This window comes from Coprococcus phoceensis, from assembly GCF_900104635.1.
GTDB classification, from domain to species: domain Bacteria; phylum Bacillota; class Clostridia; order Lachnospirales; family Lachnospiraceae; genus Faecalimonas; species Faecalimonas phoceensis.
The window spans coordinates 311,831-329,713 of record NZ_FNWC01000007.1 but is presented as its reverse complement, the minus strand read 5'-3'; the positions used below and the strand labels follow the sequence as shown (position 1 = coordinate 329,713).

The following is a 17,883-nucleotide window of genomic DNA, read 5'->3' as shown; positions in this document are numbered from 1 at the left end:
TCACTCCTCACTTTCCGCATTTCCCTTATCTATATATTTCCAGCATTTTACAAAATGTCCCGAAGTGACTTCTATCAAAGGCGGCTGCTGTCGTTCGCACTTTTTATCAGCGTACCGGCATCTCATGCAAAAATGGCATCCGTCCGGTATCTGCGAGATAGACGGAACCGCTCCATGTATCGTAGACAATTCCACATCTCGTTCCACTCCCAGATGCGGAATACATGACAATAATCCTTTTGTATATGGGTGAAGCGGATTAGAAAAAAGCTCCTCGGTCACGGCATCTTCTACAATTTGTCCAAGATACATCACCTTCACACTGTGACACAACTGCGATACCGCGCCCATATCATGAGTGATGAACAATACCGACATTCCCATTTTTTCATTCAACTTTCGTATCAGATGTAAAATTTGTTCCTGAATCGTCACATCCAAAGCTGTCGTCGGTTCATCCGCTATCAAAAGCTTTGGCTCACATGCCAGCGCCATCGCAATCATCACCCTCTGCTGCATTCCTCCCGACAACTCAAACGGATATTTTTTCATACAATTTTGTGGATTTGGAATCCCTGTCAATTTCAACATTTCAATCGAACGTTCCTGCGCCTCTTTTTTGGAAATGTTTTTATGAAAAAGAAGAATCTCACTCAACTGTTTCCCAACCGTATGAACTGGGCTCAATGAATTCAATGGATCTTGAAAAATAATAGAAATTTTTTCTCCTCGGATTTTTCGCATCTGAGACAGAGGACGTTTCAAAAGATCCTCTTTTTCAAAGAGAATCTCTCCTTCACACCGAACAGATGTATCATGCTCTTTCAAACGCAGAATAGACTGGGACATAACACTTTTCCCAGAACCCGATTCTCCTACAATTCCTGTGATTTCTCCCGGATAAACAGAAAAATCCACACCGTCAACTGCCGGAAACCATTTTTTATGAATTGGAAACGACACCTTCAGCCCCTTCATTTCCAACAGTACTTCCTGCTCTCTTTCATTGTTCTTCGCTTGCATTATTTACCTGCTCCTCCTTTCGTTTTAGGATCCAGAAAATCTCTAAGACCGTCTCCCAAAAGATTCAGGCTCAGCACGCATACGATAACAGCAATCCCCGGACATAACATCGTCCAAGGCGCCTTTGAAAAAACAAGTTTGCTCGCCTGAAGCATATTTCCCCAACTTGCCGCCGGCGCCGGGATTCCTGCTCCCAAAAAACTGAGAGATGCTTCCGAGATAATCGCCTGTGCAAAAATGAAAGATGCCTGCACTGTAAGCGGGGAAATAACCCCTGGTAAAACTAATTTCCATAAAATTCTAAAATTGCTAAATCCCTGTACCTTGGCAGCTTCCACATACGGCTGTTCCCGAATAACCAACGCCCTCGCCCTCACTGTTCTGGCAACACTCGGCGTGTAGACAACCGTAAGCGCAATCACTACATTCCAGCTTGATGCGCCTAATGCGGCTATCAGCGCAATCGCCAAAAGAATTCCAGGTATCGCGATCAATCCGTCACAGATCCTCATTAAAATTTGATCTAATATTTTAAAATAGCTTGCATAAATTCCGATCAGTGTTCCAATAACACAGGATAATACGGCTACGCTTCCCCCTACCCAAAGAGAAACCCTTGCCCCATACATCAGACGAATAAAAAGATCTCTCCCAAATTCATCTGTTCCAAATAAATATGCTCCTCCGGGTGCTCTGAAACGCTCGGATACCGACATTGCATTCGGATCGGCAGAACTGATAAGCGGGACAAAAACCGCAGCTGTCAAGATGACAAGAAACCCGATTGTTCCTATTATTAATGCAGGATTTCCCAAAATCCTTTCTTTTGTAAGCTCTCTTTGTTCCTTAAAAATCGTCTTACTTGCCTCCGACATACTTTTACGTGTAAAATACATTTTTCGTCACCTCCTATTTCAATCCTGGCCGAAGTCTCGGATCCACAAAACCATACAGTACATCTACTGTCAAATTCACAATCACATATAACAATGTGACAAAGAGAACCACTCCCTGAATCACAAATACATCTCTTCGATTGATCGAACTAAGCGTCAGCATACCAAGACCCGGAATGTTAAATAATGTCTCTGTCACAATCGTTCCGGTAATGAGACTTCCGAAAGACTGACCGATTGCAGTCAATATGACTGGCGCCGCATTTTTCAGACCATATCTCAAAATTACGGTTCTCTCTTTAAGACCTTTTGAGCGTGCCGTATGAATATAATTCATATGCAGTACATCAAGCAAAGAAGAACGAATCATTCTTGTAAGATATGCAGCCTGCACAATTCCAAGTGAAAGTGCCGGCACAAACAGATATTTTAAATGTTCCAGTATTCCTTCTGACAAACTTGCATAACCAGCTACCGGGAACCAATGATTGTAGACGCTAAAAATAAGCATCAAAAACATACTAAGCAAAAACCCCGGAAGCGTCACCCCCAAAAGTGAAGTTGTGACAGCTGCCACATCCACCGCAGTTCCTCTTTTACAGGCAGCAAGAATCCCCAACGGAACCGCTAACAGCAGTGCAATAATCTGTGCAAGGATTGCAAGACTCAATGTTGGCGGAAAATATTCTGCGATAGCCTCTAATACAGACTGATGTAAAAAATATGATGTCCCCCAATCGCCTTGAAGTACTTTCCCAAACCAATCCACATATTGTGTAAGAAATGGGCGATCAAATCCCAGCTCTGCATTCAAAGTATGTATCTGTTCCGGTGTTGCTTCCATTCCAAGTAATGCCGTCGCCGGTCCGCCCGGTATCATATATACAATCAAAAAAGCAACACAGGACACTACAAGCAAAACCGGTATCAGTGACAAAATACGTTTAAAAATATATGATAACATCCAAATACACTTCCTTTCTCATAAAATCAGCGGACTGCTTTTGCACTCCGCTGTTAACCTGTTTCTATTTTGAAGCTGTTGCATTCCAATAAATCGGAAATCTCAAATAATCCACACCATCTACATTTGCACTCATGGCATTCACTCCGGTGTAATGTCCAAGTACCGTAGCTGCACCATATTCATATAAGAATGTCTGCAAATCTGCCCATGCCGCAGAAGCATCTTCCGCTGTCGCCGCCGAACGAATCGCTGCGATTCCATCTGTGACTTCCTGACGGTCCAGACCTGCCCAGCCTTTATCCAATACAGAAAGCTGGATTGGAAGCATATTATAACTGTTACTTGTAATGAACATAGAGAACTGTTTCGGATCTGCTCGATGTTCCATAAAAGTACTAAAATCATAGCTTTCTACTTCTGCATTGATTCCCGCTTTCTTTAGCTGTTCCTGCACAACCAAAGTGGCATTATACATTTCTGCATAATCCGGGGTCGTTACCAAAACAATCTTTTCGTTATTGTATCCTGCTTTTTTCAATAATTCTTTTGCTTTTTCCACATCATTTTGGTTATAGTATTCTTTTCCTGCATCTGTTCCCCACTGAGTATCAGTAGGCACGCACCATCCTGCATTCACTTCATATAAATCTTTGTTACCATAACTTGCAAGAAGAATATCGTCACAGTTCAGTGCTGCAAGAATTGCCTGTCTCATATTTACATCTGCCATGATTCCTTCCGTTGTATTGAGGAACAAATTCAGTGTACCTCCTCTTTCAACGCTCATTTTTAAAGATTCATCTTTTGACAGCTCCTCATAATTATCTGCCGGAATTTCCTCCGCAATATCATACTGACCATTCTGCAGACCTGCAATACGAGTTGCCGCATCTGTAACTACATCAAAATAAAGTGTCTCTGTAGCTGCTTTCTTTTCGCCCGCAATACCTGTCGATGCGTCTTTTGAAGGCTGATAATCCTCATTTTTCTCCAATTTTACATATTGATCCTGTTTCCACTCAGACACTTTGTAAGGTCCCGTACCAATATATTCGCTGATACCGTCTGCGCCTGCTGATTCAACTACTTCTGCCGGGTAAATCGCAGCAAACTGAATCGGACTTGCAAGAATCATAATAATGTCAGATGACGCCTGATTTACTTTTAAATTCACAGTATAGTCATCTACTTTTTCAAATGTAGAGCCTCCAATCAACGTGTTCGCTTTCGGAGAAGTTTCAATCCAGCGGTTCATAGATGCAACAACATCATCTGCCGTCATCTCCTCCCCATTGTGGAATTTCACACCCTGTCGAAGCTTAATCGTGTAAGTCATTCCATCATCACTCACCTCATAAGACTCTGCTAAGACAGGTGTTGGCTCATAATTTTCATCCATTGCAAACAGCGATTCGTATACATGAATTCCAATTCCCCCGACGATATTAGAATTTACCGATTGCGGATCCAGCGATGGCGGATTCGCAGAAATGGCTATATGTATCTCATCTTTTTTACTTGATTTTTTACCATCGTCATTTTTGTCCGACTTTGTGTTTCCACAGCCTGATACCAAAAGCGCTACACACATTGTCAATGCCAAAATACACGATAATGCTTTTCTTTTCATAATTTACTAATCCTCCTTTATTTTTACCCGTCTATTCTACTTGAATCCATTCCCCCCCTGTAAAATTGATTTATTTTATAAAAGAGTGGCATTTATCGAAATCATCAATAAATACCACTCTTTTATTCTACTTTAAATTGACGATAGCAAATGCACCTGTCTCTTTCCAAAACTGGCAAATCATACGTCTCATATTTTCTTCGTTCACGTTGCCCTCCAGTGTAAGTTCACAACTGAGTCTATTTCCATATTCCATTGCCGATACTCCACTTACCGCTATCCGATTCAGATACAACATATGCATATACAATCCCATTTCTTTTTTCTCACAGCAAAATTTCATGACCACTCGTTCATGTGGCTCTTTTCCTGTAAATCCTGCACTTTTCAGCGTTGTTTTCAAAACTTCTTCCTGCAGTTCTTGTAGAACTCCATATTGATATCTTCTGCTGATCTGCATCACGTCTTTCAAAAACGCAGTGTATGCCTCTTGCGTTTCTCCTTGTGTGTCTTCTGATCTGTCCGCTATAATTTCCGTTTCCCGCTTTGGCACATATACCTCTTCTTTTGTCTTCGCCTTTGCTTCTGCAACCTGTCTTGAACATGCCAGCCGTTCTAAAAACAATGGCTTCATGCTGTTGTCTATCTCATCAATTTTTTTTCGGATATCATCTAACATTTATTTTCTCCTTTGACCATGTACAAAAAACTCCCGGCATAACAATATGTTTGTTATACCAGGAGTTTTATATCTTTTATTGATTCTGATTATTCAGCATCATTTCCATAAAGAGTAACAAGCTTATTCAGGTAAGCATATCTCTCTTTTGCTGCTTCTTCAGATTTTGCAAATAATTCTTCTGCTCTTTCCGGATTCATTCTTGCCAATGCATTGTAACGAACCTCTCCATTTAAGAATTCTTTGTAGTCTTCTGTTGGAGCTTTACTGTCAAGTGTAAATTTGTTCTCTGCTGCAGGATTGAAACGGAAGTTGTGCCAGTATCCTGATTTTACTGCTAATTCTTCTTCAGTCTGAGCTTTGCTCATACCCTTCTTGATACCATGGTTAATACATGGAGCGTAAGCAATGATCAATGATGGTCCCGGATAAGCTTCTGCTTCTGCAATTGCTTTTACAGTCTGGTTAAAGTCAGCTCCCATAGCGATCTGTGCTACATATACATATCCGTAGCTCATTGCGATGCTTGCCATATCTTTCTTCTTCACTTCTTTACCGCCTGCTGCAAACTGAGCGATTGCACCTGTTGGTGTAGATTTAGAAGATTGTCCACCTGTATTAGAATAAACTTCTGTATCGAATACCATAATGTTGATGTCCTGACCAGATGCCAATACATGGTCAACACCACCGAATCCGATATCGTAAGCCCAACCGTCTCCACCGAAAATCCATTGAGATTTTTTCGCTAAGAAGTCTTTGTTATTTACGATGTCTTTGCAAACTTCGCAGTCAGCACCTTCTAATGCTGCAACTAAGTTATCCGTAGCTGTTCCGTTTGTAGCTCCGCAGTTGAATGTATCTAACCATTCTTTGCAAGCTGCTTTTACTTCTTCAGAAGCTGCTTCAGAAGCTGCAACAGATTCTACTTTTGCTTTCAATCCATTTCTCAACGCTTTTTGAGCTAATAACATACCGTAACCAAACTCAGCATTGTCTTCAAATAATGAGTTAGACCATGCAGGACCTTGTCCTTTTTCGTTTACTGTATATGGTGTAGATGGTGAAGAGTTACCCCAGATTGAAGAACAACCTGTTGCGTTTGCGATGTACATTCTGTCACCAAATAACTGTGTGATTAATTTTGCGTATGGAGTCTCTCCACAACCTGCACAAGCTCCTGAGAACTCTAAAAGTGGTTGTTTGAACTGGCTTCCTTTTACTGTAGTCTCTTTGAATTTTGCAACTACTTCTGGTTTTACAGGAATCTCTCTTCCGTAATCGAAGAAATCTTGTTTTCCAGCATTTTCTTCCATGTTCTTCATAACAAGAGCTTTTTCACCCTTCTTACCTGGGCATACGTTAGCACATGAACCACATCCTGTACAGTCATAAGCAGATACTGTCATTGTAAATTTCAGCCCCGGCATACCAACCATATCGATTGTTTCTAATCCTTCTGGTGCATTTGCAACTTCTTCTTCTGTCAATGCAACCGGACGGATAACTGCGTGAGGACATACATATGCACAGCGGTTACACTGGATACAGTTTTCTGGCTGCCATACTGGAATATCTACTGCAATACCACGTTTTTCATATGCAGATGATCCTGATGGTGTTGTACCATCTACATATTCTGTAAATGCAGATACTGGTAAACTGTTACCTTCCTGAGCATTTACTTTTGCCTGAATATTTTTAACGAAATCAACAACGTCTTCTCTTCCGCCTTTTACTTGCGGTGTAAATAAACCTTCATCTTCAGCGTCTTTCCAAGACTCTGGAACTTCGATCTCAACAACCTGTTTTGCACCGGCATCGATTGCATCGTAGTTCATCTGTACAATCTTATCACCTTTTTTACCATAAGAAGCTTTTGCAGCTGCTTTCATTAATTCGATTGCATGTTCTTCCGGAATGATGTTTGCAAGTTTGAAGAAAGCTGACTGAAGAACAGTGTTGATACGTCCGCCAAGTCCGATCTCTTTACCAATCTTGATACCATCAATCACATAGAATTTAATGTTGTGATTTGCAATAAATGCCTTCACCTGTCCTGGTAAATGTTTTTCAATACCTTCCATATCCCATGGGCAGTTCAATAAGAATGTACCACCGTCAACTAATTCCTGAACCATGTTATATTTGTTAATATAAGACGGATTATGACAGGCAACAAAATTCGCCTGTTTGATCAGGTATGTTGATTTAATCGGGCTCTTACCGAAACGTAAGTGAGACATTGTCACACCGCCTGATTTCTTAGAGTCATAATCAAAGTAAGCCTGTGCATACATATCTGTATTGTCACCGATGATCTTGATAGAGTTCTTGTTAGCACCTACAGTACCGTCAGCGCCAAGTCCCCAGAATTTACAGTTGATTGTTCCTTCCGGTGTTGTAACTAATGGAGCTCCAACTTCTAATGATAAGTTTGTCACATCATCCACAATACCGATTGTGAATTTCTGTTTTTCAGTATTGTCATATACTGCAACGATCTGAGCCGGTGTTGTATCTTTAGAACCTAATCCGTAACGTCCTGTAAATACAGGTACTGCATCAAATTTTGTTCCTTTTAATGATGCAACTACATCTAAGTATAATGGCTCGCCAAGTGCACCTGGTTCTTTTGTTCTGTCAAGAACTGTGATCTGTTTTACAGATTCTGGAATTGCATTGATCAAAGCTTCTGCACAGAATGGTCTGTAAAGACGAACTTTTACAACACCTACTTTTCTTCCTGCTGCCAATAAATAATCAACTGTCTCGTCGATTGTATCACATACAGAACCCATAGCGATAATTACATGTTCTGCATCTTCTGCGCCATGGTAGTTGAATAATTTATAGTTTGTTCCAATCTTTTCATTAACTTTATCCATGTATTCCTGAACGATTGCAGGCATTGCATCGTAGAATGGATTACATGCTTCTCTTGCCTGGAAGAAGATATCCGGGTTCTGAGCAGAACCTCTCTGACAAGGATGATTTGGATTCAACGCATGTTTTCTGAACGCATCAATCGCATCCATATCTGCCATATCTTTTAAATCTTCATAATCCCAAGTCTCGATTTTCTGAATCTCATGAGATGTACGGAATCCGTCAAAGAAGTTGATAAACGGAATCTTTCCTTTGATTGCTGATAAATGTGCAACCGGTGTCAAGTCCATAACTTCCTGTACGCTTGATTCACAAAGCATCGCACATCCTGTCTGGCGGCAGGCATATACGTCAGAATGATCACCAAAAATTGATAATGCATGGCTGGCCAAAGCACGTGCTGATACGTTGAATACACCTGGTAATTGTTCTCCTGCGATTTTATATAAATTAGGAATCATAAGCAGTAATCCCTGAGATGCTGTATATGTTGTTGTAAGAGCACCTGCTGCTAAAGATCCGTGCACTGTACCAGCTGCACCTGCTTCTGACTGCATTTCTGTAACCTGAACTGTCTGTCCAAAAATATTTGTTCTACCTTGTGTAGCCCATTCATCTGTAGCTTCCGCCATAACTGATGAAGGTGTAATAGGGTAAATAGCTGCAACATCTGTGAATGCATATGAAGCATGAGCTGCTGCATGATTACCATCCATGGTTTTCATTTTTCTTCCCATTGGTTTGTTCCTCCTTCAAATTTTCAAAATTGTATTTTGACATATATGATATTATAGTCCTTTCGAAGTTAAAAGTCTAGTTCGTTTTTGTTTCTTTTAAAATACAAAAAGGGAAAAGCAGCTCTCCACTACTTTTCCCTCACACTAATTATTTTTTTCTATTCCGTGACGCTCCAAAAAGCTATCATACCCTGCATGATATACAAACAAAATACTTTTCACAAACAGGCACGCAAACGCATATCCAAAGAGCAGACCTGTCACAAATCTTCTGCTGTTCGTGCTCTCATATGAAGTCAAAAATTGTAATAAACCATCTATGAGCAGCGGTATCATCAGCAGAACAGTCAACCCAAGATTTGGTATGTACCATGCACACAGACAGAAAAATAAAATCATGCCAACCAATTCGCCTGTACATCTCGCACAAATCGGGAACTGTATTCCTCGAAAATGAAATGATCGTTCTTTTCTGCAGTGACAACCGAAAAATATCGGCAACCACTTATAAATAAAAGCACGCATCTTTTAGTAATAGTATCCCATACTTGCCGATCCGATTCCAATCACGAAGATAATAACATAGAACAGTATACTGAGAACCACACCAACAATCGCTCCGATTCCTGCTTTTTTCGCAGTATTCGGTTTTTCTTTGTTCCAGACAAGGAATAAAATCAAGCCTACGATCGGAATACAGCATCCTAAAACACTCCATCCAAAGCTCCCACTGTCATTGTTTGCTGACGGCACCATGCCTCCCTGCCCTTGTGCTGTTCCACAGTATGTGCACACATTTGCATTGTCGTCAATCTCTTTTCCACAATTTTTACAATACATCTCTCATCCTCCTATATCAATAGTGTAAGTGATATCCCCTTCTTTTCAACAAGTATAACAAATTAATTTCAATTAGTCTACTATTTTTGTTCAATTGGCACAACTTTCTTTCTTCCAACCACTAATAAAACTGCCGATACTACAACAAGCACCGCTGCAAGAACCTGTGATACGGCAACTCCGTTGAAAAATTGCAGTTGATCTGTTCGAAGTCCTTCAATCCAGAATCTTCCGACACCATATCCAAACAGATACATCAAAAAGATTTCTCCATTAAATTTTTTATGCTTTCTCCACAATAACAGGATTATGAGCACACCGATATTCCATACCGACTCATACAAAAAGGTAGGATGCACCTGTATAAACTCAATTCCGTTGATTACCTCAATATGTTCCCGCATTTTTTCCGTGATATCCGATGCCCGAACTGCATCTATAGGAAGCTGCATGGCAAACAGATTGTTGGTATATTCTCCGAACGCCTCTCGGTTAAAAAAATTCCCCCATCTGCCGATAATCTGTCCCAATATCAGCCCAAGTCCTGCCGTATCCACAAGCAATCCAAAAGAAATCTTTCTTCTGCGCGAAAACACAAACACAGTAATCATAGCAGCGATTACTCCACCATAAATTGCAAGCCCTCCCTCGCGGAGATTCAGAATACTCAACAGATCATCTTTATACAAATCCCATGAAAACGCCACATAGTAAAGCCGGGCACCGATGATGGAAAAGATCACCGCATAGAGCGCCAGATCATAATAGGTCTCCGGGTTTTGTTTTGTCCGCTTTGCCTCTTTTACAGCCATCAAAACCCCTGCCAGAATCCCAATTCCTATAATCATTCCATAATATGCAATATCAAATCCGAATATCGATATCTTTTGTCCCACATGTTCCAAATGAATTCCCAAATTCGGGAAATTAATACTCTCTGTCATTTTCTTCCTTCTTTCTCAATCTCTACACATTGAATCGGAATAAAATAATATCTCCATCCTGCACAACATATTCTTTTCCTTCCAGTCTGACAAGTCCTTTTTCCTTTGCCGCTGTATAGGTTCCACAATCCATAAGATCATCATAGCTTACAATCTCTGCACGGATAAATCCACGTTCAAAATCAGAGTGAATCTTTCCGGCTGCCTGAGGCGCTTTTGTTCCTTTTTTAATCGTCCATGCCCTTACCTCCTGCTCACCTGCTGTCAGGTAGCTGATAAGTCCAAGCAGACTATAGCTTGCTTTGATGAGTTTTTCCAGACCAGACTCTTCCAATCCGAGATCTTCCAAAAACATCTTTTTCTCATCATCATCCAGCTCTGCAATCTCCTGTTCAATCTGTGCGCATACAACAAACACTTCACAGCCTTCTTTTTCTGCATATTCCTTGACAGCCTGCACTCCGTCATTGTCAGCTCCGTCATTTGCAAGATCATCTTCTGTCACATTTGCCGCAAAGATGACCGGCTTGTATGTCAGAAGATTATAACTTTCAAGAAGCGCCTGCTCATCTTCATCATTTACAGTAAAGCTTCTCGCCATCTTATTTTCTTCCAGATGTGCTTTGATTCGTTCAAGAAGTTCTAACTCTTTTGCTACCGCTTTATCATTGCGGGCCACTTTTACCGCTTTTGCAATACGTCTTTCCAACATCTCAATATCAGAAAAGATCAACTCTAAATTAATTGTCTCTATATCACGAATCGGGTCAATACTTCCATCTACATGCACGATATTACTGTCCTCAAAACATCTTACCACATGCACAATTGCATCTACTTCACGAATATTTGCAAGAAATTGATTTCCAAGTCCCTCTCCTTTTGACGCTCCTTTTACAAGTCCTGCAATATCAACAAACTCAATCGCCGCCGGGACAATTTTCTTTGTGTGATACATCTCTCCAAGTACGTTGAGACGCTCATCCGGCACTGTTACAACTCCCACGTTCGGGTCGATCGTACAAAATGGATAATTTGCTGATTCTGCTCCCGCCTTTGTCAAAGAATTAAATAATGTACTTTTTCCTACATTTGGTAAACCTACGATTCCTAATTTCATTTTTGTCTTTACCTGTCCAGAAACCCTATAATTTTGCGGTTTTCTGCCTTTCTCTATATTTCTTGTACGCCCTTTTTACGCCCTTTTTGTTTAACTGGCGGCGTAGCTTGTTGAAATTGACGTATTGCATTTACCAGTGACTCATCCGTAACATGAACATATCTGTCCATTGTTGTTTTTATACTTGCGTGCCCTGAAAGCTGTTGCAGCACTTTAGGTTGTACGCCACGTTCAATCGCGCGTGTAGCATAAGTATGTCGTAAGGAGTGCATATAAAAGCGTTTGATTCCTGCTTCATCACACAATGAGAATGTGCTGCCACTTCAAGAAATAAGCCATTTTTTTGCTTCTGGCAGCGTTTTGAAATATCTATTTTGACGCGTACCATTTTTAGCATAAAATCTTGCGAAATATAAACTGTCCTTTCTTTGAAAAATACCTTTTCCACACTCTTTGCCTTTTAAATTTTTTCCCCATAACAGACTCCTTTCACGTAAAAAAAAGAGTCCAACGCAAATATAAAGTATATCACAAGGACTCCGTTTTTTCAATCTTAACGGAATCTATTTTTTTATGCTTCTTACCATCTCATATCCTTTCATTTTTCCATTTTTTATAATTATATACAGCTTGAATCAATAACAAAATCGCCATCGCAGTTGCGGCCAAACCTGTCCAAAGATTAGATTGAAATGTGTTATGAAAACAAATAAGAACGACAAACTCTATTGGAATCATCCATAATGTTCTAATAAATTTTCTTCTATAACTGAGTTTCCAGTAACAAAATGCAATTCCTTTATCAACTTTTTCACCCATTCCCCATCTTTTTGTCATGAATATGGATATTGTCATCGCTATAAATACAGGAAGTAAGAAAAATATAAAATCCACGATATCACCTCTTCTTAGCAATTTATGTAATGATACTATACTCCTGTAAAATTACACAACATGCATCATTAAATATTCGTAAAATCTATTTTCCGAATCTTAATCTAAAGGAACCTTCGCGTTTTTACAAATCAAAAAGTTAAAAAACCAATGCGATCTCGTTTATCATATCGCATTGACTTTCCTTTTTTCAACAGAAGCACACGGATTCTTCGTCTCTTGTCTCCATCAATATTACCAACCCTTTCGGAAAAGTAATCCTCACTTCTTCGTCCTGAATCTGATTGCTTACGCACAGGCTGTCATACGGGCAGAGCGTATGATCACAAAGTGGATATTTCGCCCCTTCAAGTGAAAAATGTTCCACAATTCCTCCCAACGGAAACACCGAAAAATAAGGTCCGAACGCATCCTCTTTTTTCAGGCATGTCTCTTTTCCAATCAGAGAAATCTTATTACAGACATCCACAATATAAGCTTCCACTCCTGCATCATACGGTATTTTTAACACTTGAATATTTGCCAGGACATGATCTATCCTTGTCCCGGTCCCTCCTAATATCCAAAGTTCTTTCACCTTCAACTCCAGTGCAAGCCGCACCGCAATCTCTGTGTCCGATGCATCTTTGACCGGATTAAATTTTCGAATAGGAACCGTTGTATGCTCTTTATAATAACTTACGATTTCAGGATTCGCACTGTCAAAATCTCCGACGATATGGCTTGGCACTATCTGATTCTGATAGAGGAATTCCAAACCTTTGTCCACTCCAATAATATAATCCGGCTGTACTTCCTTCAATGTCTGCAATGCAAACGAAGTGTTGATGGTACCACCGCTGATAATCAATCCCTTTTTATTCATATCTCTTTAAAATCTCTAGCATTTCTTTTGTATTATTTGCTGTATCCCCCTTAAAGATAGCGGATCCTGCTACAATCACATTGGCTCCTGCCTCAATGACTTCTTCCACATTATGTGTATAGATTCCACCATCAACCTGAATATCCACACATAACCCTTCTGTATCGATCATCGCTTTCAATTCACGGATTTTATCCAATGATTCCGGAATAAATGCCTGACCGCCAAACCCTGGATGTACAGACATGATCAGAATCATGTCTACTTTCTTCAGCAGATTTTTCACTGAGATCACCGGTGTATCCGGACAGATGGAAACGCCCACTTTACATCCGCATGCTCTAATCTTTTCAATTGTCGCATTGATGTCTTCACAAGCCTCCAGGTGTACCGTGATCAAATCCGCCCCTGCTTTTGCAAACGCTTCCACATAGCGAATCGGTTCTGTCACCATAAGGTGTGCATCACACACAAGCTTCGTAGTAGGACGGATAGACTCCAATACCGGAACCCCAAAAGAAATACTCGGCACAAACATTCCATCCATCACATCAAAATGCAGATATTGAGCCCCATTTTCTTCGATTGTCTGGATCTCCTTCCCCAGTTCTTTAAAATCTGCCGCCAAAATCGATGGTGCTAAAATCATCATAACTAATATCTCCTCTTCTCTTTCAACTCGTTGTACATTTCTAAATAGTTTTCATATCGAATGTGGTGTATCTTTCCCTCCTCAAGCGCTGCTTTCACCGCACAATTTGGTTCATGTACATGATCACATCCCTGAAATTTACACTTTCCCTCATACGGTTCAAATTCCGTAAAATAATATTTTAATTCTTCTTTTTCAAAATCATTTGTATAGAGAGAACTGAATCCAGGCGTATCCATAATATAAGTATCCTCCTCGATACAAATCAATTCTGAATGTCTTGTCGTATGTTTCCCTCTTTCAATCTTTTCACTGATCGTACCGGTCTCCATATTGGCATCCGGTTGAAAAATATTAATCAGTGAAGATTTTCCTACCCCGGATGGTCCCGCAATGGCTGTTGTCTTTCCACGGAGCAGTTGTTTTACGTTCTCAATATTCTCTTTTCCCAGTGCGCTTGTAAAAATCATCTGGTAGCCACAAGACTCATAGATTTCTTTCAAGTGTTGTATCTCCGGTTCTTTTGCAATATCTTTCTTATTAAAGCAAAGGACAACCGGTATTCCCTTACTTTCCATCATAATTAAAAAACGATCTAAAAGGTTGAAATGTGGTTTTGGTTTGGTCACCGCAAACACAACCAGAGCCTGATCAATATTTGCCACCGCCGGGCGAATCAACTCATTCTTCCTTTCCAAAACTTCAACGATATTCCCTTTTTTCTCTGCTTCATCTAAAACATCAATTTCTACATTATCTCCGACAAGAGGTTTTATCTTTTCTTTTCGGAAAACTCCTTTTGCCTTACATTCATAAAGACCGAATTCTACTACGTGAACGTAGTAGAATCCGGCAATTCCTTTTACTATCTTTCCCTGCATAAATAGTTCCTTATTGATTCTATTGTGTTGACGAATTTCCATTGCCTTGATCCGGTGTTGTTGGTGTCTCCGGCTCTGATGGCTTCGCACCTTTACTTACAACCAGGTTTACAACAGTGCCAGGATTTAGTTTATCTCCTTCGTTAAAACTTGCAGAAATAACTACTCCTTCAGCATCTTCATCCGAGTATTCCGATGTTACTTTTCCAACGGACAATCCCGCTGCACGAAGCAAAGATTCTGCTCTGCTTTGATATACTCCTACTACCGGAGGCATAGTAACCTTTTCTTCCGGTTTCGCTCCTTTGCTTACCACGTAAGAGACTGTTGTTCCCTTATCTACTTTTTCTCCTGAGTCAATGTCCTGACGAATAACTTTTCCTGCCTCTGTATCACTATACTCTTCTGAGGCGCTTCCGCTCAGTCCAACTGCTGACAACGCACTCTCGGCATCTTCCTGTGATTTGCCAACCAAGTTCGGCACTGTTACTTTTTCAGCACCCGTACTTACGTAGATTGTTATCTTTGTATCTTCCGTTGCTTTTGAATTTGCTTCCGGTGTCGTCGAGATAACCAATCCGGCATCCACATTGTCACTTTCCTGCTCTTCCACTGAGATATTTGCTTCTTTAAATCCCTTATCGATCAATTTCTGCTTTGCATCATCTTCAGACATTCCGCTGACATCCGGAATCGTAATCTCCTCACCCTCAAGTCCGGTGCTGACCCAAACTTGAATCTTTGTGCCTTTTTTTACCGATGTTCCCTTTCCGGTCATCTGTTTTGAGACAATTCCTTTTTCATATTTTGTAGACGTTGCCTCTTTTACAACCTCCAAAGTCAGTCCCTTTTTCTTCGCCAACGCCTTTGCTTCCTCCAGTGTCTTTCCTTCAAAATTCGGAGTTTCCACTTTTTTATTGTCTGTCGTCTCTACATTTTTCGAATTAAACTTCAAAAGTCCGGTTGCTTTTCCGACTGTAAACACAAGAATAAATACAATAATGGCTGCTACGACGGCTGTGAGAATCTTCATAAGCTTTGCCATCTTTGGATTCACTTCTGAATCTTTCTTTTTAGAACCGCGTTTCCCTTTTTCGTAGTCCTCATCGTCGTACTCATCGTACTCGTCATCCTCTTCATCGTATTCATCATCGTCATCGTAATCTTCATCGTCGTACTCATCATACTCACCGTCATCGTCATAAGCTGCCTCTTTCTGAATGCGCTCCAACTCATCTGGTGTGATTGCAACGGTATCCGCAACGCTTGCAAATGGTGCAATCGTGACAAAATCTCCCTCAGGATCCACCAAAGAACGCTTCAGATCGCTGATGAGTTCTCCCATATTCTGATAACGTCTGTCTGAGCTTTTCTGTGTACATTTCAGAATAATGCGCTCTAAGCTATATGGGATATCCGGTACCAATTCTGACGGCGCGGCAATATCTTCCTGCAAATGTTTGATTGCAATAGACACTGTCGTCTCTCCGTCAAACGGGAGTTCTCCTGTGATCATCTCAAACATTGTAATACCAAGCGAATAGATATCGCTTCTGATATCACTGAAGCCGCCTCGTGCCTGTTCCGGAGATGTGTAATGTACAGATCCCATCGCATTGGTACTGATCGTATTCGATGTCGTAGCCTTCGCAATCCCGAAATCTGTCACTTTCACTTTTCCTTCTTTTGATATCATGATATTCTGCGGCTTAATATCTCTGTGGATAATTCCATTGTTATGTGCCGCCTCAATACCTGCACACACTTGAAGTGTAATACTGATTACTTCTTTCGGTGTCAGTCTTACTTTTTTCTGGATATACTCTTTTAATGTAATTCCTTCTACCAGTTCCATGACCATAAAATACAGACCCCGGTCTTCCCCGACATCATATACATTTACAATGTTCGGATGCATCAGTCCGGCTGCTGCCTGTGCCTCTGATTGAAACTTTTTTACAAACAATTCATCTTCTCTGAATTCGCGCTTTAATACTTTGAGCGCGACATAACGATTCAGCTTATGATCTCTCCCCTTATAGACATCCGCCATCCCCCCGGTGCCGATTCTACCCATGATCTCATAGCGATCGCCAATCAAAACTCCTTCTTTAATCATATACTCACCTCACCTGCAAACGGCTCTGCGACAATAACCCCAATGTTGTCCTTTCCGCCGTTGCTATTTGCTCTTTCTATTAATTGTTCCACTGCCTCCACAACATCTCTGGAACTGCGAACAATCTGAAATATCTCTTCATCCTCCACCATATTGCTCAGTCCATCTGTGCACATCAAAATAATATCTCCTTTTTTCAGGCGATGCTCAAAGAAATCAATCTCTACATCTTCTTTTACTCCAATGGCTCTTGTGATAATGTTCTTATCCGGATGATGTTTCGCTTCCTCTGCGTTAAGTCCCCCAAGACGTACCATTTCCTGTACTAACGAATGGTCTTTTGATAATTGTCTGATCTCATCATTCAGTAAATAAAGCCTGCTGTCACCTACATTCGCAAAATATAATGTATGCTCAATCACTGTGGCAGCAACTAATGTTGTTCCCATTCCTTCTAGTCTGGCATCGGTTTTGGACTCTGCGATCAATTGATGATTTGCAGATGCAATCGCTTTTTTCATCATTGCTCTCGGACCATCTTCTCTGCTCTTGGCAAGCTCTTTTTTCAGAACTTCCACAACAAATTTGGATGCGTAATCCCCCGCATTATGTCCCCCCATACCGTCTGCAACTATTAAAAGATTCGGAATATTCCCGACCGGCTGATCTGATACAAATACGTAATCCTGATTCACCTCTCGTTTTCTTCCAATATCTGTCTTTGAAAACGTCTTCATATGCTCTCCT

At 40.7% G+C, this 17,883-nt stretch carries 17 protein-coding genes; all 17 read right to left on the bottom strand.

The genetic code is table 11. The features are described from left to right. Window positions 1-1,023, bottom strand: a complete 1,023-nt coding sequence (locus tag BQ5364_RS05310; RefSeq protein ID WP_071143803.1) for an ABC transporter ATP-binding protein — start codon at window positions 1,021-1,023, stop codon at window positions 1-3. Further along, window positions 1,023-1,919 (bottom strand): ABC transporter permease, encoded by an 897-nt coding sequence (locus BQ5364_RS05305; protein WP_022250766.1) that lies wholly within the window; start codon window positions 1,917-1,919, stop codon window positions 1,023-1,025. The genes BQ5364_RS05310 and BQ5364_RS05305 overlap by 1 nt, the downstream gene beginning before the upstream one ends. Before the next feature lie 13 nt (window positions 1,920-1,932). Continuing rightward, the gene (locus BQ5364_RS05300; RefSeq protein ID WP_071143802.1) at window positions 1,933-2,883 is read right to left on the bottom strand and encodes an ABC transporter permease; all 951 of its coding nucleotides are present in this window, start codon (window positions 2,881-2,883) and stop codon (window positions 1,933-1,935) included. A 64-nt stretch (window positions 2,884-2,947) separates the two neighbouring features. Further along, window positions 2,948-4,516: an ABC transporter substrate-binding protein gene (locus BQ5364_RS05295; RefSeq protein WP_004614455.1), complete on the bottom strand. Its 1,569-nt coding sequence runs from the start codon at window positions 4,514-4,516 to the stop codon at window positions 2,948-2,950. A gap of 127 nt (window positions 4,517-4,643) precedes the next feature. Further along, a complete protein-coding gene (locus tag BQ5364_RS05290) occupies window positions 4,644-5,195 on the bottom strand; it encodes a chorismate mutase (protein ID WP_004614456.1) in 552 nt (183 codons plus the stop codon). Between the two features lie 89 nt (window positions 5,196-5,284). Beyond that, window positions 5,285-8,821, bottom strand: a complete 3,537-nt coding sequence (nifJ, locus tag BQ5364_RS05285; protein ID WP_004614457.1) for a pyruvate:ferredoxin (flavodoxin) oxidoreductase — start codon at window positions 8,819-8,821, stop codon at window positions 5,285-5,287. A 144-nt stretch (window positions 8,822-8,965) separates the two neighbouring features. Continuing rightward, entirely contained in the window at window positions 8,966-9,346 is a 381-nt protein-coding gene (locus BQ5364_RS05280) for a DUF2085 domain-containing protein (protein WP_044988051.1), read from the bottom strand. Window positions 9,347-9,349: 3 nt separating this feature from the next. Beyond that, window positions 9,350-9,661 carry a zinc-ribbon domain-containing protein gene (locus tag BQ5364_RS05275; protein WP_004614459.1) on the bottom strand — a complete coding sequence of 104 codons (312 nt, stop codon included), beginning with the start codon at window positions 9,659-9,661 and terminating at the stop codon, window positions 9,350-9,352. An 80-nt stretch (window positions 9,662-9,741) separates the two neighbouring features. Continuing rightward, window positions 9,742-10,605 (bottom strand): prolipoprotein diacylglyceryl transferase, encoded by an 864-nt coding sequence (gene lgt, locus BQ5364_RS05270; protein ID WP_004614460.1) that lies wholly within the window; start codon window positions 10,603-10,605, stop codon window positions 9,742-9,744. Window positions 10,606-10,627: 22 nt separating this feature from the next. After that, a complete protein-coding gene (ychF, locus tag BQ5364_RS05265; RefSeq protein ID WP_004614461.1) occupies window positions 10,628-11,725 on the bottom strand; it encodes a redox-regulated ATPase YchF in 1,098 nt (365 codons plus the stop codon). Window positions 11,726-11,778: 53 nt separating this feature from the next. After that, complete coding sequence (locus BQ5364_RS05260) at window positions 11,779-12,030, bottom strand: tyrosine-type recombinase/integrase (protein ID WP_227038982.1); 252 nt, start codon at window positions 12,028-12,030, stop codon at window positions 11,779-11,781. A gap of 283 nt (window positions 12,031-12,313) precedes the next feature. Then, window positions 12,314-12,619, bottom strand: coding sequence for a hypothetical protein (locus tag BQ5364_RS05250; RefSeq protein WP_207646113.1), 306 nt, complete (start codon window positions 12,617-12,619; stop codon window positions 12,314-12,316). A 190-nt stretch (window positions 12,620-12,809) separates the two neighbouring features. Next, window positions 12,810-13,484 carry a thiamine diphosphokinase gene (locus tag BQ5364_RS05245; protein WP_004614465.1) on the bottom strand — a complete coding sequence of 225 codons (675 nt, stop codon included), beginning with the start codon at window positions 13,482-13,484 and terminating at the stop codon, window positions 12,810-12,812. Continuing rightward, the gene (gene rpe / locus BQ5364_RS05240) at window positions 13,477-14,136 is read right to left on the bottom strand and encodes a ribulose-phosphate 3-epimerase (RefSeq protein WP_004614466.1); all 660 of its coding nucleotides are present in this window, start codon (window positions 14,134-14,136) and stop codon (window positions 13,477-13,479) included. The genes BQ5364_RS05245 and rpe overlap by 8 nt, the downstream gene beginning before the upstream one ends. Before the next feature lie 2 nt (window positions 14,137-14,138). Then, a complete protein-coding gene (gene rsgA, locus BQ5364_RS05235) occupies window positions 14,139-15,017 on the bottom strand; it encodes a ribosome small subunit-dependent GTPase A (RefSeq protein ID WP_071143801.1) in 879 nt (292 codons plus the stop codon). Between the two features lie 19 nt (window positions 15,018-15,036). Then, complete coding sequence (gene pknB / locus BQ5364_RS05230) at window positions 15,037-17,136, bottom strand: Stk1 family PASTA domain-containing Ser/Thr kinase (protein ID WP_004614468.1); 2,100 nt, start codon at window positions 17,134-17,136, stop codon at window positions 15,037-15,039. Next, window positions 17,133-17,873, bottom strand: coding sequence for a Stp1/IreP family PP2C-type Ser/Thr phosphatase (locus tag BQ5364_RS05225; protein ID WP_004614469.1), 741 nt, complete (start codon window positions 17,871-17,873; stop codon window positions 17,133-17,135). The genes pknB and BQ5364_RS05225 overlap by 4 nt, the downstream gene beginning before the upstream one ends. Window positions 17,874-17,883: the final 10 nt, after the last annotated feature.

What these genes read in the sequence shown, in the direction of transcription:
- pknB (WP_004614468.1), bottom strand. Translation starts at nt 17,136, where the DNA reads ATGATTAAAGAAGGAGTTTTGATTGGCGATCGCTATGAGATCATGGGT.
- BQ5364_RS05245 (WP_004614465.1), bottom strand. Translation starts at nt 13,484, where the DNA reads ATGAATAAAAAGGGATTGATTATCAGCGGTGGTACCATCAACACTTCG.
- BQ5364_RS05225 (WP_004614469.1), bottom strand. Translation starts at nt 17,873, where the DNA reads ATGAAGACGTTTTCAAAGACAGATATTGGAAGAAAACGAGAGGTGAAT.
- BQ5364_RS05300 (WP_071143802.1), bottom strand. Translation starts at nt 2,883, where the DNA reads ATGTTATCATATATTTTTAAACGTATTTTGTCACTGATACCGGTTTTG.
- lgt (WP_004614460.1), bottom strand. Translation starts at nt 10,605, where the DNA reads ATGACAGAGAGTATTAATTTCCCGAATTTGGGAATTCATTTGGAACAT.
- BQ5364_RS05290 (WP_004614456.1), bottom strand. Translation starts at nt 5,195, where the DNA reads ATGTTAGATGATATCCGAAAAAAAATTGATGAGATAGACAACAGCATG.
- BQ5364_RS05280 (WP_044988051.1), bottom strand. Translation starts at nt 9,346, where the DNA reads ATGCGTGCTTTTATTTATAAGTGGTTGCCGATATTTTTCGGTTGTCAC.
- nifJ (WP_004614457.1), bottom strand. Translation starts at nt 8,821, where the DNA reads ATGGGAAGAAAAATGAAAACCATGGATGGTAATCATGCAGCAGCTCAT.
- rpe (WP_004614466.1), bottom strand. Translation starts at nt 14,136, where the DNA reads ATGATGATTTTAGCACCATCGATTTTGGCGGCAGATTTTAAAGAACTG.
- ychF (WP_004614461.1), bottom strand. Translation starts at nt 11,725, where the DNA reads ATGAAATTAGGAATCGTAGGTTTACCAAATGTAGGAAAAAGTACATTA.
- BQ5364_RS05275 (WP_004614459.1), bottom strand. Translation starts at nt 9,661, where the DNA reads ATGTATTGTAAAAATTGTGGAAAAGAGATTGACGACAATGCAAATGTG.
- rsgA (WP_071143801.1), bottom strand. Translation starts at nt 15,017, where the DNA reads ATGCAGGGAAAGATAGTAAAAGGAATTGCCGGATTCTACTACGTTCAC.
- BQ5364_RS05310 (WP_071143803.1), bottom strand. Translation starts at nt 1,023, where the DNA reads ATGCAAGCGAAGAACAATGAAAGAGAGCAGGAAGTACTGTTGGAAATG.
- BQ5364_RS05295 (WP_004614455.1), bottom strand. Translation starts at nt 4,516, where the DNA reads ATGAAAAGAAAAGCATTATCGTGTATTTTGGCATTGACAATGTGTGTA.
- BQ5364_RS05305 (WP_022250766.1), bottom strand. Translation starts at nt 1,919, where the DNA reads ATGTATTTTACACGTAAAAGTATGTCGGAGGCAAGTAAGACGATTTTT.